The following is an 18627-nucleotide window of genomic DNA, read 5'->3' as shown; positions in this document are numbered from 1 at the left end:
GGAGCCGGTGTCGGTGCGACTGGTCGTCAGGACCTTCAGTGAACTGTCCATCACCATCGGCACGGTGATCGTGCTCTTTGTGGTGTATCTGGTGTTCTGGACCGGTGTGCAGGCCACCGACGCGAGCGACGGGCAGATAGACCAGCTCCAGGACCAGTGGGCGCAGGGCGCCGTCCCGGACCGCTCGTCGCCCGTGCAGGGCTCGCCGCCCGTTCCCGCGGCGTACCGGCCGGGCAAACCCTTCGCGGTGATGTATGTGCCGCGGCTCGGCAAGAGCTGGGACTGGCCGGTCCTTGAGGGCACGAAGGTGAAGACCCTGAAGAAGGGGCTCGGGCACTACGCGGGGACCGCGCAGCTCGGGCAGAAGGGGAACTTCTCCGTCGCCGGTCACCGCCGCACGTACGGCGACCCCTTCAAGGACTTCCCGAAACTGCGGCCCGGCGACGCGGTGGTGCTGACCGACGGGGCGACCTGGTTCACGTACCGCATCGACAACAAGCCCTACCTGACCGTGCCGAGCGACACCGGCGTGATCGACCCGGTGCCGCGCCCGCTGGCACGGAACGCGATCGATTTCGACGGTCCTGGGCGCTATCTGACGCTGACGACGTGCGACCCGGAATGGGGCAGCAGCCACCGGCTGATCGCCTGGGCGCACCTGGACGCCACCCGGCCCGTCGCGGAGGGCAAGCCGCCCGCTTTGCGCCGCTGACCCACGAGCCCCGGCCGCCGCCCTTTATCCTGGGTCCCGGACCGAACGGAAGGGACAGCATGTACGGCTGGATCTGGCGGCGTCTGCCGGGCAACGTATGGGTGCGGGCGTTCATCGCCTTCGTACTGATCCTCGCGGTCGTCTATGCGCTGTTCCAGTACGTCTTCCCGTGGGCGGAGCCGCTGCTCCCGTTCAACGATGTGACGGTCGACGGAGGGGCGGGCCCGTGAGCGCGCGCATCCTCGTCGTCGACAACTACGACAGCTTCGTCTTCAACCTGGTCCAGTACCTCTACCAGCTCGGCGCCGAGTGCGAGGTGCTGCGCAACGACCAGGTGGAGCTGAGCCACGCCCAGGACGGCTTCGACGGCGTACTGCTCTCGCCGGGACCCGGGGCGCCCGAACAGGCCGGTGTGTGCGTCGACATGGTGCGCCACTGCGCCGCGACGGGCGTGCCGGTCTTCGGCGTCTGTCTGGGCATGCAGTCGATGGCGGTGGCGTACGGCGGTGTGGTGGGCCGGGCGCCCGAGCTGCTGCACGGCAAGACGTCAGCGGTGACGCACGAGGGCGTGGGCGTGTTCGCCGGGCTGCCCTCGCCGTTCACCGCGACGCGCTATCACTCGCTGGCGGCGGAGCCCGGGTCGCTGCCCGCCGAGTTGGAGGTCACCGCGCGGACGGCCGACGGGATCATCATGGGCGTCCGGCACAGAGATCTGCCGGTGGAGGGTGTGCAGTTCCACCCCGAGTCGGTGCTGACCGAACACGGGCATCTGATGCTGGCCAACTGGCTTGCGCAGTGCGGTGATCCGGGCGCGGTGGAGCGATCGGCCGGGCTCGCGCCGGGATGGGGCCTCCGCTGCTCGAACGAAGCTGAGAGCTCGGGGAAGGGCAAGGCCGTGGCGTGACGGAGCTCCGCCCCGGACACGACGCAGGCCAGGAGGGCCCGTACGAGCAGGTCGCGTACGGGGACGGGGCGGCGGCCGAGTTCGAGGCGGCGGTGGACCGGCTCGCGGATCCGCTGAACGACCCGCTGCCGGGCGGTGAGGGCTCGCCGTGGTTCCAGGCCCCGACCGGGCCGACGGCGCCGCAGCAGGGCCCTCAGGCCCCCTCCTGGCACCCCCAGCCCGAACCGCAGCAGCCACTGCAGTACCAGCAGCCTCAGCAGCCCTATCAACCGCAGCAGCCGTACCAGCAGCCGCAGGAGTGGTACGACCCCGAGGGCTACCGGCGCGACTGGTACGGGCAGGAGCAGCCGGCGCCGATGCCCGAGCGGATACCCGCGTCCGCACCGATGCCGCCTCTCGCCCACGAGGCCGTTCGCGATGCCCGCACGGCCCGCGCGACCCACGCGGGCCACGACGACGCGACGGTCGGGATGCCGGCCGTCGACACCCGGCGGACGGCCGAACAGGACCCGCCGCCGCCCACCGGTGGCCGCGCGGAGCGCCGCAGGGCGGCCAAGGGGCGGGGACGCAAGCCCGCCGAGGCCGGTCCGGGCGGCGCCCGGGGACGTACGGACGGCAACGGTTCGGCGCCGCTCTCCCGGCTGGAGGCCAGGCGCGCGGTCCGGGCAGGCAAGGACGGCCCCGCCGTGGTCGCCAGCCGCTTCTTCGGCGAACTGTTCATCACCGTCGGCGTCCTGATGCTGCTGTTCGTCACCTACCAGCTGTGGTGGACGAACGTCCTGGCCCAGCAGCAGGCCAACGGCACGGCCAGCAGCCTGGAGAACGACTGGGCGAATGGCCGCAAGCCGGGCGCCTTCGAGCCCGGCAAGGGCTTCGCCATCATGCACATCCCCAAGCTGGACGTGAAGGTCCCGGTCGCCGAGGGCATCAGCAAGCCCGACGTGCTCGACCGCGGCATGGTCGGCCACTACGCGGAGGGCAAGCTCAAGACGGCGATGCCGTCCGACAAGCAGGGCAACTTCGCGGTGGCGGGCCACCGCAACACCCACGGTGAGCCGTTCCGGTACATCAACAGGCTGGAGCCGGGCGACGCGATCGTCGTCGAGACGCAGGACACGTACTACACGTACGAAATGGCGAGCATCCTGCCGCAGACCGCACCGCGGAACGTCGCGGTGCTCAGTCCGGTGCCGCCGGGTTCGGGGTTCACCGGGCCCGGCCGGTACGTCACTTTGACGACCTGTACCCCGGAATTCACGAGTACGTACCGAATGATCGTGTGGGGCAAGATGGTCGACGAACGACCGCGCAGCAAGGGCCGGCCCGACGCACTCGTCGGCTGAGACCGCGCCGGTCGCAGGGGAAGTATCCAGGACGGGGTCGAGCGCGGTGGCAGCCAAGACGGAGCAGGACGAGCGGACCGGCGCACCCGCGCCCGCGTCGGCGCCCGCGGTGGGGTGGGGGGCGCGCGGACGTATCGCGGGCGCCGTCAGCGTCTTCGGGGAATTGCTGATCACCGCGGGCGTGGTGCTCGGCCTGTTCGTCGTGTACTCGCTGTGGTGGACGAACGTGCTCGCCGACGCCGAGGCGGGCCGGCAGGGCAACGAGGTGCGTGACCGCTGGGCCGGTGGCCCCGGCGCCCTCGACACCAAGGACGGCATCGGCTTCCTGCACGTACCCGCCATGAAGGGCGGCGAGATCCTGGTCAGGAAGGGCACCGACTCCAAGGGCCTCAACCGGGGTGTCGCCGGGTACTACACCGACCCGGTCAAGTCCGCGCTGCCGGCCGACAAGCAGGGCAACTTCTCGCTGGCGGCGCACCGCGACGGACACGGAGCGAAGTTCCACAACATCGACAAGCTCAAGGACGGCGACGCGGTCGTCTTCGAGACGAAGAACACCTGGTACGTCTACAAGGTCTACAAGAAGCTGCCGCAGACCTCGAAGTACAACGTGGACGTGCTCGACCCGGTCCCCGAGGAGTCGGGGAAGAAGAAGCCGGGGCGCTACATCACCCTGACGACGTGCACGCCGGTCTACACCTCGCAGTACCGGTACATCGTGTGGGGCGAGCTGGAGCGTACGGAGAAGGTCGACGCCGACCGCACTCCGCCCCCGGAACTGGCCTGATCCGCCCGGCGGGACGCGGGCCGGCCGGGCAGCGCAAAGGGGCCGTGGACTTCGGAAGAAGTCCACGGCCCCTTTTGCTACAGCTTTTGCTCGTGTACAGCGGTGCGGTACGGGCTAGTCGTCGTCCCCGTTGCGGCCGAAGCCGCCACCGATGAAGCCGCCGCCGTTCTGCCCGCCGTTCTGGCCGCCGTTGTCCTGGCCGCCGCTTCCGGCGGTGGTGAGGGCGATGGCCGTGCCCTTGGCCACCTGGGTGCCGGCCGGGGGCTGGGTGAGGGCGACGAGCGCGTTGTCCTCCTGCGGGCCCGTGATCGCCCCGACGGTCAGGCCGGCGTCCTCGATCGCCTTGCGGGCGTCCTTGAGCTGCTGGCCGGCCACGGCGGGCACCGCGACCTGCTCCGGCGCGGCGGGAGCCTTGGCGACGATCAGGGTGATCGTGCCGCCCTTGTCCGTCTGGCTGTCGCCCACGGGGTCCTGCTTGATGACCGAGTCCGCCGTGGCGTCCGACTCCTCGTCCACCCGGGCCACGACGAAGCCGAGGTCCGTGAGCTGCTTCTTGGCCGCTTCGAAGCCCTGGCCGGTGACGTCGGGGACGTCGGCCTTGGAGGTCTTCGCGATGGAGATGGTGACCGCGGAGCCGTTCTCGGCCTTGGAGCCGCCCTTCGGGTCCTGGTCGACGACCGTGCCGACCTCTTCCTCGGACTCGACCGCCTTGGTGTCCACCGTGAAGCCCTTGTTCTCCAGGATCTCCGTCGCGCTGTCCTCGGACTTCTCCTCGACGTCCGGGACCTCGATCTTCGGAGCGCCCGTGGAGACGACGACCGAGACGGCGGTGTTCGGCGCGACCACCTTATTGGCTTCCGGGCTCTGGCTGCAGATCCTGCCCTTGGGCTGGTCCTCGCACTCTTCGCGCTTGGAGACCTCGACCGTGACATCGGCGTTGGCCGCGATTCCCTTGGCGTCGTCGAGTGTCTCGCCGATAAGCGTCGGTACGGTGGAGTCCTGGGTGCTGCCCGAGTTTTCGCCGAAGAACGCCTTGCCGATCAGGATCGCGCCGACGAGCACCAGGATGCCCGCCACGATCAGCAGGATCGTCGAGGTATTGCTCTTCTTCGGCTGCTGCCTGCGGCGGTCCGGGCGCTCGTCGTAGCCGTAGCCGCCGTCGTCCGGGTTGATCGGCGGCAGCATCGACGTGGCGCCCGCACCGGAGTCGGTGGGACGCATCGCCGAGGTCGGCTGGTCGTTCGGGTAGCCGCCGTATCCGGCCGCGCCGACCGAGGCAGTGGCCGCGACCGGCTGGCCGTCGAGACACGCCTCGATGTCGGCACGCATCTCGTCGGCCGACTGATAGCGGTAGTCGGGGTCCTTGACCAGCGCCTTCAACACGATCGCGTCCATTTCGGGCGTGATCTCGGGGTCGAAGTTGCTCGGGGTCTGCGGCTCCTCCCGTACGTGCTGGTAGGCGACCGCGACCGGTGAGTCTCCGATGAAGGGCGGGCGGACCGTCAGCAGCTCGTAGAGCAGGCAGCCGGTCGAGTACAGGTCGGAGCGTGCGTCGACCTGCTCGCCCTTGGCCTGCTCGGGCGAGAGGTACTGGGCGGTGCCGATGACGGCGGACGTCTGGGTCATGGTCATACCGGAGTCGCCCATGGCGCGGGCGATGCCGAAGTCCATGACCTTGACCTGGCCGGTGCGCGTCAGCATGACGTTGGCCGGTTTGATGTCTCGGTGCACGATCTGGGCGCGGTGCGAGTACTCAAGTGCCTGGAGGATGCCCACGGTCATTTCCAGGGTGCGCTCGGGCAGCAGTTTGCGCCCGGAGTGCAGCAGCTCGCGCAGGGTCGACCCGTCGACGTACTCCATCACGATGTACGGGATGGAGACGTTGTCGACGTAGTCCTCGCCGGTGTCGTAGACCGCGACGATCGCCGGGTGGTTGAGCGAGGCGGCCGACTGGGCTTCACGGCGGAACCGGGCCTGGAAGGACGGGTCGCGGGCGAGGTCCACCCGCAGCGTCTTCACGGCAACGGTGCGGCCGAGCCTGGTGTCGTGTGCGAGGTGAACCTCGGCCATGCCACCACGGCCGAGCACCGAGCCCAGCTCGTACCGGCCGCCGAGGCGACGCGGCTCTTCCATAGCTAATCCAGCCCTCTCCGTCTGTCCCGACCACACCGGTGTGTGATCCGGCGGTGTGCTGCTCGCGGATACGGTACCGGCCACGCCGCACCTGATCGGCCCGCGACGGTCAGCTGATACCCGACCGGTACTCCCACATGGGCATACGGGGCGTCAGCGTGACCGGCGTCACTTCTTGTCGTCGATGACGGCCTGCATCACGCGCTTGGCGATGGGGGCGGCGAGACCGCCACCTGAGATGTCCTCACGGTTGGCGTCGTCGTCCTCGACGACCACGGCCACGGCCACGGGCGATTCGCCGTTGCCGGTCTTCGCGTACGAGATGAACCAGGCGTACGGCTTCTCGCTGTTGTCGACGCCGTGCTGGGCGGTACCGGTCTTGCCGCCGACTGTGGCCCCGTCGATCTGGGCACTGGAGCCGGTGCCGTCCTTGACGACGGTCTCCATCATCTCCTGGAGCTTCTGCGCGTTGTCCCCGGAGAGCGGCTGGCTCATCTCCGTGGGGTTGGTCTTCTCCAGGACGTTCAGGCTCGGGTCCTTGAGCTGGTCGATCATGTACGGCTTCATCAGCTTGCCGTCATTGGCGATCGCGGAGGTCACCATGGCCATCTGGAGCGGCGTGGTCGCGGTGTTGAACTGGCCGATGGAGGACAGGGCGGTCTGTGCGCCGTCCATCTTCTTGGAGAAGACGCTGGCGCTGGTGCGCACCGGGACGAACTGCTCCTTGTTGAAGCCGAACTTCTCGACGGTCTCCAGCATCTTCTCGTTGCCGAGGTCGGCGCCGACCTTGCCGAAGACGGTGTTGCAGGACACCCGCAGCGCGTTGCGCAGGGTCGCGTCCTTGCAGGGGATGTTGCCCTCGTTGGGGAGGTTCTTGGTGGACAGCGGCAGCCGCCAGGGCAGCGGTGAGTCGGTCTTGGCGTCGATGTCGTCGACGAGGCCGTGCTCCAGGGCCGCGGCGGCGGTGACCACCTTGAAGGTGGAGCCGGGCGGGTAGGTCTCGCGCAGCGCCCGGTTCGCCATGGGCTTGTCCGGGTCCTTCTCGTACTTCTGCCAGTTCGCGGTGTCCTGGTCGGTGCTTCCGGCGACGAGCGAGGGGTCGTACGAGGGGGTGCTGGCCAGGGCGAGGATCGCGCCGCTGCGCGGATCGATGGCCGCGACAGCGCCCTTGCGGTTGCCCAGGCCCTCGAAGGCGGCCTTCTGGGCGGCGCCCTTGAGCGTCGTGACGACGTTGCCGCCCTGCTTCTTGTCCCCGGTGAACATCGACAGCGTGCGGTCGATGAAGAGGCGGTCGTCGGTGCCGGTGAGGATGCTGTCCTCGATCGACTCGATCTGGTTGGAGCCCATGGCCTGCGAGGTGAAGCCGGTGACGGGGGCCCACATGGGGCCGTCCTTGTAGGTCCGCTGGAACTTGAAGTCCCCGCGCGGGGACTCCTTGGACCCGGTGATCGCCTTGCCGTCGACGATGATGTCGCCGCGCTTGTGGGCGTAACGGTCGATCAGGACCCGGCGGTTGTCCGAGGCCTTGGAGAGCTCGTCGGCCTTGACGTACTGGACCCAGTTGACGCGGACGAGCAGAGCGAGGACGAGCAGGCCGCAGAAGATCGCGACCCGGCGCAGGGGCTTGTTCACGGGCGGACCACCTGGGTCATCTCGGCGTCGGAGGACGGGGCGGGAGCGGGGGCGGGCCTGCGCGCGGTGTCGCTGATGCGCAGCAGGATGGCGACGAGTGCCCAGTTGGCGATGACGGAGGAGCCGCCCTGTGCGAGGAACGGCATGGTCATACCGGTCAGCGGGATGAGGCCGGTGACGCCGCCGGCGACGACGAAGATCTGCAGGGCGAAGGCGCCGGAGAGCCCGATGGCGAGAAGCTTGCCGAAGGGGTCACGGGCGGCGAGCGCGGTGCGTACACCGCGCTCGATGAGCAGCCCGTACAGCAGGATGATCGCCATCAGCCCGGCCAGGCCCAGCTCCTCGCCGACGGTGGCGAGGATGTAGTCGCTCTTGGGGGCGATGCCGCCGATGAGGCGGGAGTAGCCCTGGCCGAGACCGGCGCCGAAGAGGCCGCCGGAGCCGAAGGAGTACATGGCCTGGGCGGTCTCGGTGACCAGGCCGCATTCCCCGTTGACGCAGACGGTCTGCAGCGGGTTGAGCCAGTTGTCGACACGGGTCTGTACGTGGCTCGCGAACGAGGCGACGCCGACCGCGCCGGCGGCGCTGAGCGTGAGGCCGAAGACGACCCAGCTGGTGCGCTCGGTGGCGACGTACAGCATGATCACGAAGAGGCCGAAGAAGAGCAGCGAGGTGCCCAGGTCGGTCTCGAAGATCAGGATCATCAGGCTGATGGCCCAGATGGCGAGGATCGGACCGAGGTCACGGCCGCGGGGCAGGTACATGCCCATGAAGCGGCGGCTGGCCAGGGCGAGCGCGTCGCGTTTCACCATCAGATAGCCGGCGAAGAAGATCGCGATAATGATCTTCGCGAACTCGCCGGGCTGCAGCGAGCCGACGCCGGGGATGGTGATCCAGATCTTCGCGCCGTTCACGCCGGGGAAGAACATCGGCAGGATCAGCAGCACCAGGGCCACGACCATCGAGATGTACGTGTACCGCTGAAGGACGCGGTGGTCCTTCAGGAACAGCAGCACGCCCAGGAACAGGGCGACACCGACCGTCGACCAGATCATCTGCTTGGGTGCCATCGCACCGCCGAGCGCCGCTGTGGTGATCCCCGGCTCCTGGTCGAGACGCCAGATCAGCACCAGGCCCAGGCCGTTGAGCAAAGTGGCCAGGGGCAGCATCAACGGGTCGGCGTACGGGGCGAATTTACGCACCGTCAGGTGCGCGACGCCCGCGAGCAGGCCGAGGCCAAGCCCGTAGCCGAGCATGCCGGTCGGCAGTGTGCCGTCCTTGGCGAGGCCGACATTGGCGTACGCGAAGACCGGGATGATGACGGCGAAGACGAGCATGGCGAGCTCGGTGTTGCGTCGGCTCGGCGCTTCGATCGCGCCGATGGTGGTCGTGTTGGTGACAACGCTCATGGTGGTAAGGCCCCCTACGGCTTTACGGCTTACCGCACTGCGAGACCAGCTTCTGCTCGTCCTCGGAGAGGCTGGGGCCCGGAGTGGGCGTTGCTGTCGCCGTCGGAATCTTCGTGGACTTGTTGGCCTGTGTGGTGGGAGTGGAGCCGGTGGCGCCACCCGCTTCGCCCTCACCGACGGGCGGCTTGCTCGCCCGCTCGGCTTCGCGGCGCTCCTCGTCCTTCTTGCACGCGGACGCCTGGGCGCCCAGTTCCGTCACCTTTTCGCGTGCGTCGGGGAGGCTGCCCTCGGTGATGGTCGCCTCGACCTGCTTGCGCTGGTAGGGCGGGAGGTACTTGAGTTCGATCTCGGGGTGGTCCTTCTCGACCTTCGAGAGCGAGACCCAGGCCAGGTCCTGGCTGATGCCCCGGTAGAGAGCGACGTGCTCCTTGTTGGCGCCGACGTAGTACTGGGTCTGGGTCCAGCGGTAGCCGCCGTACAGACCGCCGCCGACCACGGCGAGCGCGAGCACGATGTAGAACGATCTCTTGAACCACTTGCGGCCGGTGCGCGGCTTGACGAAGTCCTCGTCGCTGTACGCGCCGAAGCTGCCGTCGGGGGCCGCGCCGTAGCTGTCCCCATCGCCGCTGCCGGGCGGGCCGAAGCCGCCCGGTGCGGGCTGGTGCGGCACGGGCCGCCCGAGGCCCGCCGCGCGGCCCGCGGGGGTCTGCATGGCGGCCGCGTCGTCGGCGGCGTTCAGCGCGAGCTGGTTCTCGGCGACCGCGCCGACGATGACCGGGGTGTCGTTGAGCTGACCGGCCAGGGTGTCGTTGCCGTCGACGTCGAGGACGTCCGCGACGATGCAGGTGATGTTGTCGGGGCCGCCGCCGCGCAGGGCGAACTGGATGAGCGCCTGAATGGTCTCCTGCGGGCCCTGGTAGTCGGAGAGGGTCTCCTCCATCGTCTGGTGGGAGACGACGCCCGACAGCCCGTCGGAGCAGATCAGATAGCGGTCGCCGGCCCGGACCTCACGGATGGAGAGATCGGGCTCGACATGGTCACCGCTGCCCAGCGCCCGCATCAGCAAGGAGCGCTGCGGGTGGGTGGTGGCCTCTTCCTCGGTGATGCGGCCCTCGTCGACAAGACGCTGCACCCAGGTGTGGTCCTGGGTGATCTGCGTCAGTACGCCGTCCCGCAACAGGTAGGCGCGCGAGTCGCCGACGTGTACGAGGCCGAGGCGCTGACCCGTCCACAGCAGGGCGGTGAGCGTGGTGCCCATGCCCTCCAGCTGGGGGTCCTCCTCGACCATGACGCGCAACTGGTCGTTGGCGCGCTGCACGGCGGTGCCGAGCGAGGTCAGGATGTCCGACCCGGGTACGTCGTCGTCGAGCTGCACCAGGGTGGAAATCACCTCGGAGCTCGCGACCTCGCCGGCGGCCTGGCCGCCCATCCCGTCGGCAATCGCGAGAAGGCGCGGACCGGCGTAGCCGGAATCCTCGTTGCCCTCCCGGATCATGCCCTTGTGCGATCCGGCGGCGAAGCGCAGCGACAGACTCATGCGCACCTCGCCCGTCGGCTCCGGGTACATCCGCACGGTGCCCACCCTCCGGTCGGAAGCCTGCGGGGGTCCGTTGACGGGACCGCCGCGACTCGCTCGCTCCGCTCGCGCTCAATCATGACGTAGCACTACTTCCGCAGCTCGATGACGGTCTTGCCGATGCGGATCGGCGAGCCCAGCGGAATCGGTGTCGGGGTGGTGAGTCGGGTCCGGTCCAGATACGTGCCGTTGGTGGACCCGAGATCCTCGACGATCCACTGGCCGTCACGGTCCGGGTAGATCCTGGCATGCCGACTCGACGCGTAGTCGTCGTCCAGCACGATCGTCGAATCGTGTGCCCGCCCCAGGGTGATGGTCTGCCCCTGGAGCGCCACCGTTGTTCCGGTGAGGGTGCCTTCGGAGACCACCAGTTTGGTGGGTGCGCCACGACGTTGGCGCTGCTGCGGCGGTGTGGCCGCAGCCTGTTGGCGTCCGGTCTGCGGCGGCCGTTGGTCGGCGTTCGCGGAGCGGCGTGAGCCGCGCTGCGTAACGCGCGTACCGAACAGGTCGCTGCGGATGACCTGGACGGCCACAATCACAAACAGCCACAGAACAGCCAGGAAACCTAGCCGCATGACCGTCAGGGTCAGCTCTGACATTGCCCCCGCTTCACCCTTCGGCTTGCCGATAAACGATGGTCGTACTGCCCACGACGATCCGCGAGCCGTCGCGGAGCGTAGCGCGGGTGGTGTGCTGTCCGTCTACCACGATGCCGTTGGTGGAACCGAGATCCTGGATCGTGGAGGGCGTTCCGGTCCGGATCTCACAGTGCCGGCGCGATACGCCGGGGTCGTCGATCCGCACGTCGGCGTCGGTGCTGCGGCCCATCACCAGGGTCGGACGGGAGATCTGGTGGCGTGTGCCATTGATCTCGATCCAGCGGCGCGTCTGGGCACCCGGCATCGGGCCGGGTCCCGGTGCGCCGGGGCCCTGTCCTGCCGGGCGTGCGGCCGCCGGTCCTGGCCTGGCGGCGTGGGAAGGCGGTGGGGCCGCGGGCATCGGGGGCGCGCCCGGCGCCGCCGACGGCGGGTAGCCGTAGCCGCCGCCCCTGGGCGCGGCGGGTGCCGCGCCGACCGGTGGGCCGACGGCCGGGCTCTGCTGGCCGGGGGCCTGCGACGTACTGGCTGCGAGGGTGCGGCTGCGTACACGGTAGAGACCCGTGTCGAGGTCTTCTGCCTTCTCCAGATGGACCTTGATGGGGCCCATGAAGGTGTAGCGCTGCTGCTTCGCGTAGTCGCGGACCAGGCCGGACAGCTCGTCGCCCAGCTGTCCGGAGTACGGGCTGAGGCGCTCGTAGTCCGGGGTGGACAGCTCGACGATGAAGTCGTTGGGGACGACAGTCCGCTCGCGGTTCCAGATCGTGGCGTTGTTGTCGCACTCGCGCTGGAGGGCACCGGCGATCTCCACGGGCTGGACCTCGGACTTGAACACCTTGGCGAAGGTGCCGTTGACCAGGCCTTCGAGCCGCTGCTCAAAACGCTTCAGGACTCCCATGGGGCACCTCCTCCGTCGTTGTCGTCCTGGTACTGCTTACTGATCGTATCCACGCGTAGGGAAATCGGCTGGTTCCCCTTGTCTGGCCAGTGGATGAGTGTCACCTATCACAGGGATCGTAGAGGTGGCCTCCTGACAGTGTCCCGCACCCGGCACCGTGAAGGAGGTGCAGACCGGTAGCGGCGTTCCCAGGTCGGGTCCCCCAAAACAACGGGCGTGAATCACCCCGCGCCAGCGTGGTAATCTTCTGCTTGTCGTCAGGGGCTCGCACAAACCAGTGAGAGACTCGAACGGCGTCACTTTGCGCGAGTGGCGGAACGGCAGACGCGCTGGCTTCAGGTGCCAGTGTCCTTCGGGACGTGGGGGTTCAAATCCCCCCTCGCGCACACAGGGGCACCGACGGAAGGTGCTTCACAGCAACGACGAAACAGCCCGCATCAGGTGATGATGCGGGCTGTTTTGGTATGTCGGGTTGGGTTGGGCCGGTTTCGGGGCTGGGGGCGCACGACTGCCAGCGGCCGGAGCCACTGGCAGTGGGGCTTCTCGCTTTTTTTGGGGTTTGGGGCTGTGTCAGGCCCCGGTGAGGTGGCCCTTGGGGGCCCACGTGCCTAGGGGCTGGGTTTTGCGGCGGCGGGTGGGGCGTCGGCGGGGACGTTCGCCGTTGAGGGCGACGGCGTCTGCCCAGCCGGCGAGTTTGCGCCGGTTGACGTGGGCGAGCTGGAAGGCGAGCAGGATGGTCTGGGCGGCGATGCCGCGGATGCGGCGGGTGCCGGCTGACTCGATGTGCTCGTGGAGGGGGTCTTTCCCGAAGCCGTTGATGCCCTCGACGCTGTTGCGGAGCCGGAAGTAGACGCGCTGCCAGTCCTTAGTGCCGTACTGCAGGGGCTGCCACTGGGAGGCGCCGGACTGGGGCGGGATGGTCATGCTGCGCTGTTCGCAGACGGGCGGCGGTTTTGTGGGGCTGGGGGCGGGGTCGACGAGAGGGAGGTGGATTCCGGCGCCCATGGTGCGGGGCTTGAGGGGGCACTGGACGCGGCGGGCTTCGGCGGGGCACATCATCCGGCGGTGGCCTTCGGGGTCGGCGGCTTCCTTGGGCATGAGGAGGTGGGCGGTGCGGGCGTGGATGCGTTCGATCCAGGTGGTCTTGTCGATGCGTTTGGCGAGAAGGTCGATGGTGGCGTTGACCAGAGGTGCGGGCATGGAGGGGCAGTACCAGGATCCCTCGACGAGTTGGGCTCCGCCGATGCCGTCTTGCACGCCGAGCTGGTCTTTGGCGTAGTCGTAGACGGGCAGGTAGCCCATGGCGCGGATGGGCAGCTGGAAGACTTCGGAGCGTTGGTCGTTGTAGAGGCGGTCGCCGGCGAGGTAGCCGCGTGGGTAACGGGGGTCGACGCGCTGGAGGGCTTCGACGGCGACTTGGCCGGGGCGGCGGCTGGGTTTTTCGACGGAGAAGGCGCAGATCAGGGCTGGGATGGCGGCGGGGTCGGCGGAGCCGTCTGGGAGTGGGGCTCCGTCGTGTTGGGGGTCACGGGCGACGATCAATGTGGCGTCGAAGCCGTACAGCTTTTTCTTGACCCTCTTGCTCTTGGTCTTGCCCACGGGCTTGCCGCCGTTTTTGGCCTTGGGCGGAGGCGGGGCGAGCTCTCGGAGGGCCAGGGGATCCTCGTGCCCGGCGGTGCGGACGTACCAGCCGCCGTCGGGGTCGGTGGAGGTGACGTCGCTGTCGGGGGCGAGGCCTTTCGCGTAGGTGCCGATGACGGTGGCGTCGACCACGCAGGAGCCGTCCCACGTTCCTTCGAGCAAGGGGTGGGCATGGCGCAGCGACATGCTGAGGATCTTGTTGGAGACCCGCAGCAGCAGGGTCCGTTTGCGGTCGAGGAGGTCCTTGTCGGCCCGGGCTTGCAGTTCGGCTGCGTAGGCGATGTCGATGCGGTGATTCTTGGGCAGCGGAGAGGGATCGATGGCGTCGATGACATTGTGGAAGAGACGCCGCACGACTGCGTAGAAGGCCTCGTAGCCCCGGTCGTTGTCGGGGTAGTGGGGGATGCCGAAGCGGTGGCGCATGGTGTCGCTGATGCCGAAGGCCAGCAGGTCGGCGGCGGTGCACAGGGTGACGGTCCCGGAGTGCATGGCGGAGCACAGGCACATGCCCAGCAGCAGGCCCTCGACGTTGAGGTGGCGGCGTCGCCCGGTGTGCTGTTTGACCAGGGGTGCGATCTCGCTGACCAGGTTCTCGGCGTCGAGGTCAGCCAGTACCTCCAGCACGTCGTTGTCGTCGACGACAATGCGGCGGGCGCGGAGCTTGGAGATGCTCGCGTGGCGTTCGAGCCGGCTGGTCATCACAGCCCCCTCAGGGAGGCTGCGGCCTGCTCGGCGGGCAGGTTGCGGACGTAGGGCATGACACGGTCGATGGAGCGCAGGGTGGTCAGCCCGGCCGCCGCCATCAAGGTCGGCAGGTGCATGTGGGCCTCGACCGCGTCTACGAGCCAGGTGGCACGGGCGCGGCCCATCACCAGCGGTGGGGCGCTGGGCGAGGTCTTGGTGCGTGCGATGAAATTCGTGATGGTGTTCGAGTTGCGGGAGAAGCTGCTGGGCCGGAACAGATAGCGGACCTTGTCCCCGGACGTGGACGCCCAGGAGACAGCCTCGGCAAGTACAGGGGCCCAGGTAGTGCGGCACAGCACCACTCGCGGGCGTCGGCCGCGTACCGCGACGGCTACCGCGCCGTTGGGTGCTTCGCGTACGTCGTGGGCGCGCAGCGGGATGATCTCGGGTGAGTCCAGGGCGCAGCCGAGTCCGAGGGCGAGCAACGTCAGACATCCGTAACGGAGTTCGGCGGTTGGCTGGGCGCGGGCACCGGAGTACAGATGGGCCTGTTCGGCGGGGGTGTAGGGGCGGGAGGGGTCGGATCCGGAGTAGGCGGCAGGTGCTCCGGTGACGACGTCGGGCCCGAGAAGGGCGCGGCGCAGGTGGTGGAGTCGGCCGCGGCAGTTGCCGCGCGAGGCTTCGGACAGGTGCTGGCAGCCGGTGGCGAGGTAGAGCTCGATCGCGTCGGCAGCGAGCACGTGCTCGGCGCGGGACGGCCGTCCGCACGCGTCGGCATAGGCGGCGGCGTGGGCCAGCGCTGCGATCCAGTCCCGCGCGGTCTTCGGTGTTGAGGGTTTGGCCTTGGCCACCGCGCGGCGGCAGTCCGGGCCGATCCGATCCCACACGGGACCTGGGAGTTTGGGCCGGTACTGCTCGATTGCATCCATTGCGAGTCTCCACCACGAAAGGACCCCGGGAGGGGTGCCATTCCAATTACAGTGGGTGGAGATGGTGGGCGCTGTCATGTCAGGAGGTCCGGATGGGCGACACTCGTCGCTGTGTCACAAGGAGACAAGCGGCATCGCAGACCCATTGGGTACCGGCTCAAGGGCACATGGCCGCGCGCTGTGCTCGATGACCACCACGGGGCGCAGGTCGCCCAGGAAGTTGCCGCGCGGCTGCGCAAGGCGATCGACGCGCGTGGCTGGTCGATCGCGGAGGTCTCCCGCCGGAGCGATGTCGCGCGGCTGACCATCATGAAGGTGCTGGCTGGCGAGGTGTGGTGCGACCTGTTGACGATCGCGAACCTGGAGAAGGCGCTCGATGTGGACCTCTGGCCCGGACGTGGGCCGGGGAATCCGGCGCAGTGAATTCGCATGGGCATTCGGCTTCCTGGGAACAGGCAGGCAGGATTGGCCGAATGCCCGACACGGCTGGGTGGACCCCGGTATTGTCGAGAACGGCCTGAGGGCCAGACCGTCGCCGCAGATCCAGGGGCTAACTGGATCGTTTTGTGCGGCGGCGGTCATGAATGCGCAAAGGGCTTTACGGAGTCGGTGTCAGATGAAACTCCAGTTCATGAGCGGCCGGTAGTAGGTGTGGCTGTCGCCTTCGACCGTGATGCGTTCCAGCACCCCGCGGGCAGTCAGGCTTCGCAGGTTCGCGCGTAGGGCCTTGCGGCTGGCCTTCGCGTTGTCCGCGATCCCCAGGAGGGCGGCGATGTCCCTGGTGCCCCAGGCCCGGTCAGGGTCGGCCCCCAGGACGCTGAGGATCTCCTTCATGCGGGGCCCCCTGACGATGACAGCCTTGGCGGGCGTCGGCGGAACCGGCGGCTCGGGCGTCGGGGTCTGGGTGTGATCATCTTCGTCGGGTGCGAGCCACTGGGGGGCGGAACTGTCCGGGGTTTCCAGCAGCTGGAGTGACTCGGCGCGTTCGCGTACAGATCGCAGACTCGCCAGAACCGATTGGGCCTCGTCGCGCGTGATCGCGACCGACTCCCGTTTTTCCTGCATCTGTCGCAGGGAGGCTTCGAGGCCGCTGATGGTCTCGTCGTATTCCTTCAGCAGGGCGTCGCACCGTTCGGATACGAGTTCCATCTCGTCCACGGGGCCACTCGAGAGGCTGCGAGTCGATGACTGATAAGTCATGCGGATGACGTTAGAGGGCTGGGGAGTTATCTGTCAGCCTCTTGGGAGCCCCTTCCCAAGGGGGCATTTTCGTGCCCGCTTTAATCCCATTCGATGCGATGCCAATTTTCGAGCAGCGGATATGTGTATGAATTTCGACAACTGCCAGCCCAGGCAGTGGCGTGGGCTGGGCGTCTCCCTTGAGTTGGCCTGACGGCGTCTGCGGCGGACATTGTCCCGTTGTAGCTGGTCTGACTGGCCCAAGGCAGACAGGCCAGGGTCAAGACCTCCCCGTGTGCCAGGGGGCGGCCAGATAGTCGAGTCGCTCACGCGTAATCGCTTCTGTGCCGTCGTGGATGGCCCGGATGGCGCCGCTGCGCATCAGATAAGCCAGCCGGTGGCCGCCACCGTCGGTGAGTTCATGCAGGTGCTCGGACAGGTGCGCCAGCGTGCCCGGGGCGTGCTGGCGCAGTCGAAGCATCTTTTCCACGCCGGAAACGAGGGTTCGCCACGCTTCGTCGTACGCCATGAAGCCGAGCGGGATGGGCATCAGCCGCCGGTACGGATTGCGGGTGATCTCAGAGGCAGCTCCCGCGATGACGTCGATGCCAGCGAACACGAACGTGGCGGGCGAGTGGTCGCACAGGTAGTCCAGCGCGTCGGACGCCGTCACCGCAGAGCCGGCCGGGGTGTGCAGATGATGTACCTCATCCACTAGGACCAGGCCCACGGTGGCCCCGAGTAGGGCCCCGCCCACCTGCCTGATGAGCTCGGCGGTATTCGCCCGTGCCGGTACCGGCGTGTCGAGAGCACGGGCCAGGTCCCCCAGAAGCATGCGAGGCGTCGTCGCGGGTGGCAGCCGGACCGTGATCACCCCGCCCCCCGTCGAAGGAGTTGGCCTCCGGCTCATATAGCGGTGCGCGAGCTCGGTCAAGACCGTGGTCTTTCCCGATCCTGGGGCGCCATGGAGGATCAAGCCGTAGCGGGCGTCGACTGCATGCTCGTTGAGCACGATCAGTTCCTCGGCCCGCTGGACCGCCGCCTGAACGCCCGTTGTGTAAATCGGCAGTTGCGCGTGATAGGCCACACGCACAGGATCTGGATCATCTATGGACGGCACACGCACCCGCTGGCGCCCAGACAGATTCGGCGCGGCGGCCGACAGCCGTAGGGCTGCCCTCTTCAGCTCCCCTGCCTGCAGAACAGAGCCGGTCGTCCTGGCCATGACCTTGTTCGTCGCACCATCAGAGTCGAGGAACGGCGTCGCGGTACCAACTTCCTTGCCCCCAACTGATCTTGTTGAACTCGCCCGGGTGGCCGTGGTGGCCAACGGGACAGGGATCCACCCCAGCTCGGGCGACCGCACCCAGACTTGACGCGAGTCGTACGGTTCCCAGCGCACCTCGAACGGTCCCTGGTTGCCCGATGGCGTTGCGGAACGTCTCAGCGCATTCAGCATCGTGCTGTCGTACCACCGGTTCATCAATCGCAGTCCATGGCGGCCAACGACCCGCTTCGTCGCCGGCAGCAAGGCAATGAACTCCTCGGGGGGCAGAGGGACGGCGATCCATCCAGCCTGGGCGGTCAGCTTCGTGAACCGGGCTGCTGGTGTTCGGCCGTGAGGTGTGTACGGCTGTCTCCAAGGGAAGAGATCAACTTCGGGCCATACGCGTACGGCCCAGTCGTCCACAGCCTGCTGCACTCGTTCTAACGGCCAGTCCGTACATGATGAGAAAACGCCGACAGCATCGAGGTGCTGAGTCAGGAACGAGGCCATCTGCCTCACCATGTGTTCGACATCGCTGCGTTCAGGCTTGTGCGGGTCGCCCCGATTCCCTAGCTGGACGCGGATACCGAGTCGCAGGGATGCGTCACGAAGGCCCCTCAGTCCGGGTACCGCAGCACGGTCGATCACGATCGTCGCCGGTCTGATGACGGGCCCATGGGGCTCTGATGGGGGGCTGGCGGAAACCGAGAGGGCCGAGGTGGCCCAGAACGGGCGCAGGTCCGGCGGTACACACATACGGGCCAGCAATGCCGCCCCGTCCAGGGGTACCGAACCGTCACGCAAAACAGCGGTGAGCAGGGACCTGGCGTCCACATCCACCGCGAGAACCGCGACCAGCTCGCGCCGACTGGCGCCCGATCTCGCGGATGCCGCTAGGCGGACCATGTCCACCACAACCCGCCGGCCGGGCCAGATG

The 18627-nt window shown here is 68.2% G+C and carries 16 protein-coding genes and 1 tRNA gene; 7 read left to right on the top strand and 10 right to left on the bottom strand.

Annotated features, from left to right (window positions below; all coding sequences use genetic code 11):
- Nucleotides 1-7: 7 nt before the first annotated feature.
- The 5 genes from ABCR94_RS03690 to ABCR94_RS03670 are packed head-to-tail and all read left to right on the top strand — an operon-like array spanning nt 8 to nt 3746.
- Entirely contained in the window at nt 8-712 is a 705-nt protein-coding gene (locus ABCR94_RS03690) for a class E sortase (protein ID WP_347117506.1), read from the top strand.
- A gap of 59 nt (nt 713-771) precedes the next feature.
- Nucleotides 772-942 carry a hypothetical protein gene (locus ABCR94_RS03685; RefSeq protein ID WP_347117505.1) on the top strand — a complete coding sequence of 57 codons (171 nt, stop codon included), beginning with the start codon at nt 772-774 and terminating at the stop codon, nt 940-942.
- Nucleotides 939-1616 carry an aminodeoxychorismate/anthranilate synthase component II gene (locus ABCR94_RS03680; protein ID WP_347117504.1) on the top strand — a complete coding sequence of 226 codons (678 nt, stop codon included), beginning with the start codon at nt 939-941 and terminating at the stop codon, nt 1614-1616. Before ABCR94_RS03685 ends, ABCR94_RS03680 begins: the two co-directional genes overlap by 4 nt.
- On the top strand, nt 1613-2959 hold the full coding sequence (locus ABCR94_RS03675) for a class E sortase (RefSeq protein ID WP_347117503.1): 1347 nt from the start codon (nt 1613-1615) through the stop codon (nt 2957-2959). The genes ABCR94_RS03680 and ABCR94_RS03675 overlap by 4 nt, the downstream gene beginning before the upstream one ends.
- 46 nt (nt 2960-3005) lie before the next feature.
- Nucleotides 3006-3746 carry a class E sortase gene (locus ABCR94_RS03670; protein ID WP_347117502.1) on the top strand — a complete coding sequence of 247 codons (741 nt, stop codon included), beginning with the start codon at nt 3006-3008 and terminating at the stop codon, nt 3744-3746.
- 114 nt (nt 3747-3860) lie between these two features.
- Here the strand turns inward: ABCR94_RS03670 and pknB are convergent, their stop codons facing one another.
- From pknB to ABCR94_RS03640, 6 genes are all read right to left on the bottom strand, one after another.
- On the bottom strand, nt 3861-5879 hold the full coding sequence (pknB, locus tag ABCR94_RS03665) for a Stk1 family PASTA domain-containing Ser/Thr kinase (protein WP_347117501.1): 2019 nt from the start codon (nt 5877-5879) through the stop codon (nt 3861-3863).
- 168 nt (nt 5880-6047) lie between these two features.
- On the bottom strand, nt 6048-7511 hold the full coding sequence (locus ABCR94_RS03660; RefSeq protein WP_347117500.1) for a peptidoglycan D,D-transpeptidase FtsI family protein: 1464 nt from the start codon (nt 7509-7511) through the stop codon (nt 6048-6050).
- Nucleotides 7508-8920, bottom strand: coding sequence for an FtsW/RodA/SpoVE family cell cycle protein (locus tag ABCR94_RS03655; protein ID WP_347117499.1), 1413 nt, complete (start codon nt 8918-8920; stop codon nt 7508-7510). Before ABCR94_RS03655 ends, ABCR94_RS03660 begins: the two co-directional genes overlap by 4 nt.
- Nucleotides 8921-8942: 22 nt before the next feature.
- On the bottom strand, nt 8943-10457 hold the full coding sequence (locus ABCR94_RS03650; protein WP_347118442.1) for a PP2C family protein-serine/threonine phosphatase: 1515 nt from the start codon (nt 10455-10457) through the stop codon (nt 8943-8945).
- Nucleotides 10458-10585: 128 nt separating this feature from the next.
- Nucleotides 10586-11095: an FHA domain-containing protein FhaB/FipA gene (locus ABCR94_RS03645; protein WP_347117498.1), complete on the bottom strand. Its 510-nt coding sequence runs from the start codon at nt 11093-11095 to the stop codon at nt 10586-10588.
- A gap of 10 nt (nt 11096-11105) precedes the next feature.
- Nucleotides 11106-11990 carry an FHA domain-containing protein gene (locus ABCR94_RS03640; RefSeq protein WP_347117497.1) on the bottom strand — a complete coding sequence of 295 codons (885 nt, stop codon included), beginning with the start codon at nt 11988-11990 and terminating at the stop codon, nt 11106-11108.
- 303 nt (nt 11991-12293) lie between these two features.
- Between ABCR94_RS03640 and ABCR94_RS03635 the strand changes: the two genes are divergently transcribed.
- Nucleotides 12294-12376 (top strand) — tRNA-Leu (locus ABCR94_RS03635).
- A 184-nt stretch (nt 12377-12560) separates the two neighbouring features.
- Here the strand turns inward: ABCR94_RS03635 and ABCR94_RS03630 are convergent.
- Nucleotides 12561-14330 (bottom strand): hypothetical protein, encoded by a 1770-nt coding sequence (locus ABCR94_RS03630; RefSeq protein WP_347117457.1) that lies wholly within the window; start codon nt 14328-14330, stop codon nt 12561-12563.
- The gene (locus tag ABCR94_RS03625; protein WP_347117455.1) at nt 14330-15244 is read right to left on the bottom strand and encodes a hypothetical protein; all 915 of its coding nucleotides are present in this window, start codon (nt 15242-15244) and stop codon (nt 14330-14332) included. Before ABCR94_RS03625 ends, ABCR94_RS03630 begins: the two co-directional genes overlap by 1 nt.
- A gap of 111 nt (nt 15245-15355) precedes the next feature.
- On the opposite strand from ABCR94_RS03625, the gene ABCR94_RS03620 reads away from it, so the two are divergent.
- The gene (locus ABCR94_RS03620) at nt 15356-15667 is read left to right on the top strand and encodes a helix-turn-helix domain-containing protein (protein ID WP_347117496.1); all 312 of its coding nucleotides are present in this window, start codon (nt 15356-15358) and stop codon (nt 15665-15667) included.
- 189 nt (nt 15668-15856) lie between these two features.
- Here the strand turns inward: ABCR94_RS03620 and ABCR94_RS03615 are convergent, their stop codons facing one another.
- Both ABCR94_RS03615 and ABCR94_RS03610 read right to left on the bottom strand, forming a co-directional pair.
- On the bottom strand, nt 15857-16402 hold the full coding sequence (locus tag ABCR94_RS03615) for a hypothetical protein (protein WP_347117495.1): 546 nt from the start codon (nt 16400-16402) through the stop codon (nt 15857-15859).
- 301 nt (nt 16403-16703) lie between these two features.
- Complete coding sequence (locus tag ABCR94_RS03610; RefSeq protein ID WP_347117494.1) at nt 16704-18200, bottom strand: AAA family ATPase; 1497 nt, start codon at nt 18198-18200, stop codon at nt 16704-16706.
- Nucleotides 18201-18627 lie beyond the last annotated feature (427 nt).

The organism is Streptomyces changchenzhani, assembly GCF_039766235.1.
Classification (GTDB): domain Bacteria; phylum Actinomycetota; class Actinomycetes; order Streptomycetales; family Streptomycetaceae; genus Streptomyces.
This window is presented reverse-complemented; position numbering and strand designations above follow the sequence as displayed.

Excerpts from the sequence above, each read along its gene's own strand:
- ABCR94_RS03685 (WP_347117505.1), top strand. The coding sequence starts at position 772 with ATGTACGGCTGGATCTGGCGGCGTCTGCCGGGCAACGTATGGGTGCGG.
- pknB (WP_347117501.1), bottom strand. The coding sequence starts at position 5,879 with ATGGAAGAGCCGCGTCGCCTCGGCGGCCGGTACGAGCTGGGCTCGGTG.
- ABCR94_RS03655 (WP_347117499.1), bottom strand. The coding sequence starts at position 8,920 with ATGAGCGTTGTCACCAACACGACCACCATCGGCGCGATCGAAGCGCCG.
- ABCR94_RS03650 (WP_347118442.1), bottom strand. The coding sequence starts at position 10,457 with ATGAGTCTGTCGCTGCGCTTCGCCGCCGGATCGCACAAGGGCATGATC.
- ABCR94_RS03645 (WP_347117498.1), bottom strand. The coding sequence starts at position 11,095 with ATGTCAGAGCTGACCCTGACGGTCATGCGGCTAGGTTTCCTGGCTGTT.
- ABCR94_RS03640 (WP_347117497.1), bottom strand. The coding sequence starts at position 11,990 with ATGGGAGTCCTGAAGCGTTTTGAGCAGCGGCTCGAAGGCCTGGTCAAC.
- ABCR94_RS03630 (WP_347117457.1), bottom strand. The coding sequence starts at position 14,330 with ATGACCAGCCGGCTCGAACGCCACGCGAGCATCTCCAAGCTCCGCGCC.
- ABCR94_RS03625 (WP_347117455.1), bottom strand. The coding sequence starts at position 15,244 with ATGGATGCAATCGAGCAGTACCGGCCCAAACTCCCAGGTCCCGTGTGG.
- ABCR94_RS03610 (WP_347117494.1), bottom strand. The coding sequence starts at position 18,200 with ATGGCCTCGTTCCTGACTCAGCACCTCGATGCTGTCGGCGTTTTCTCA.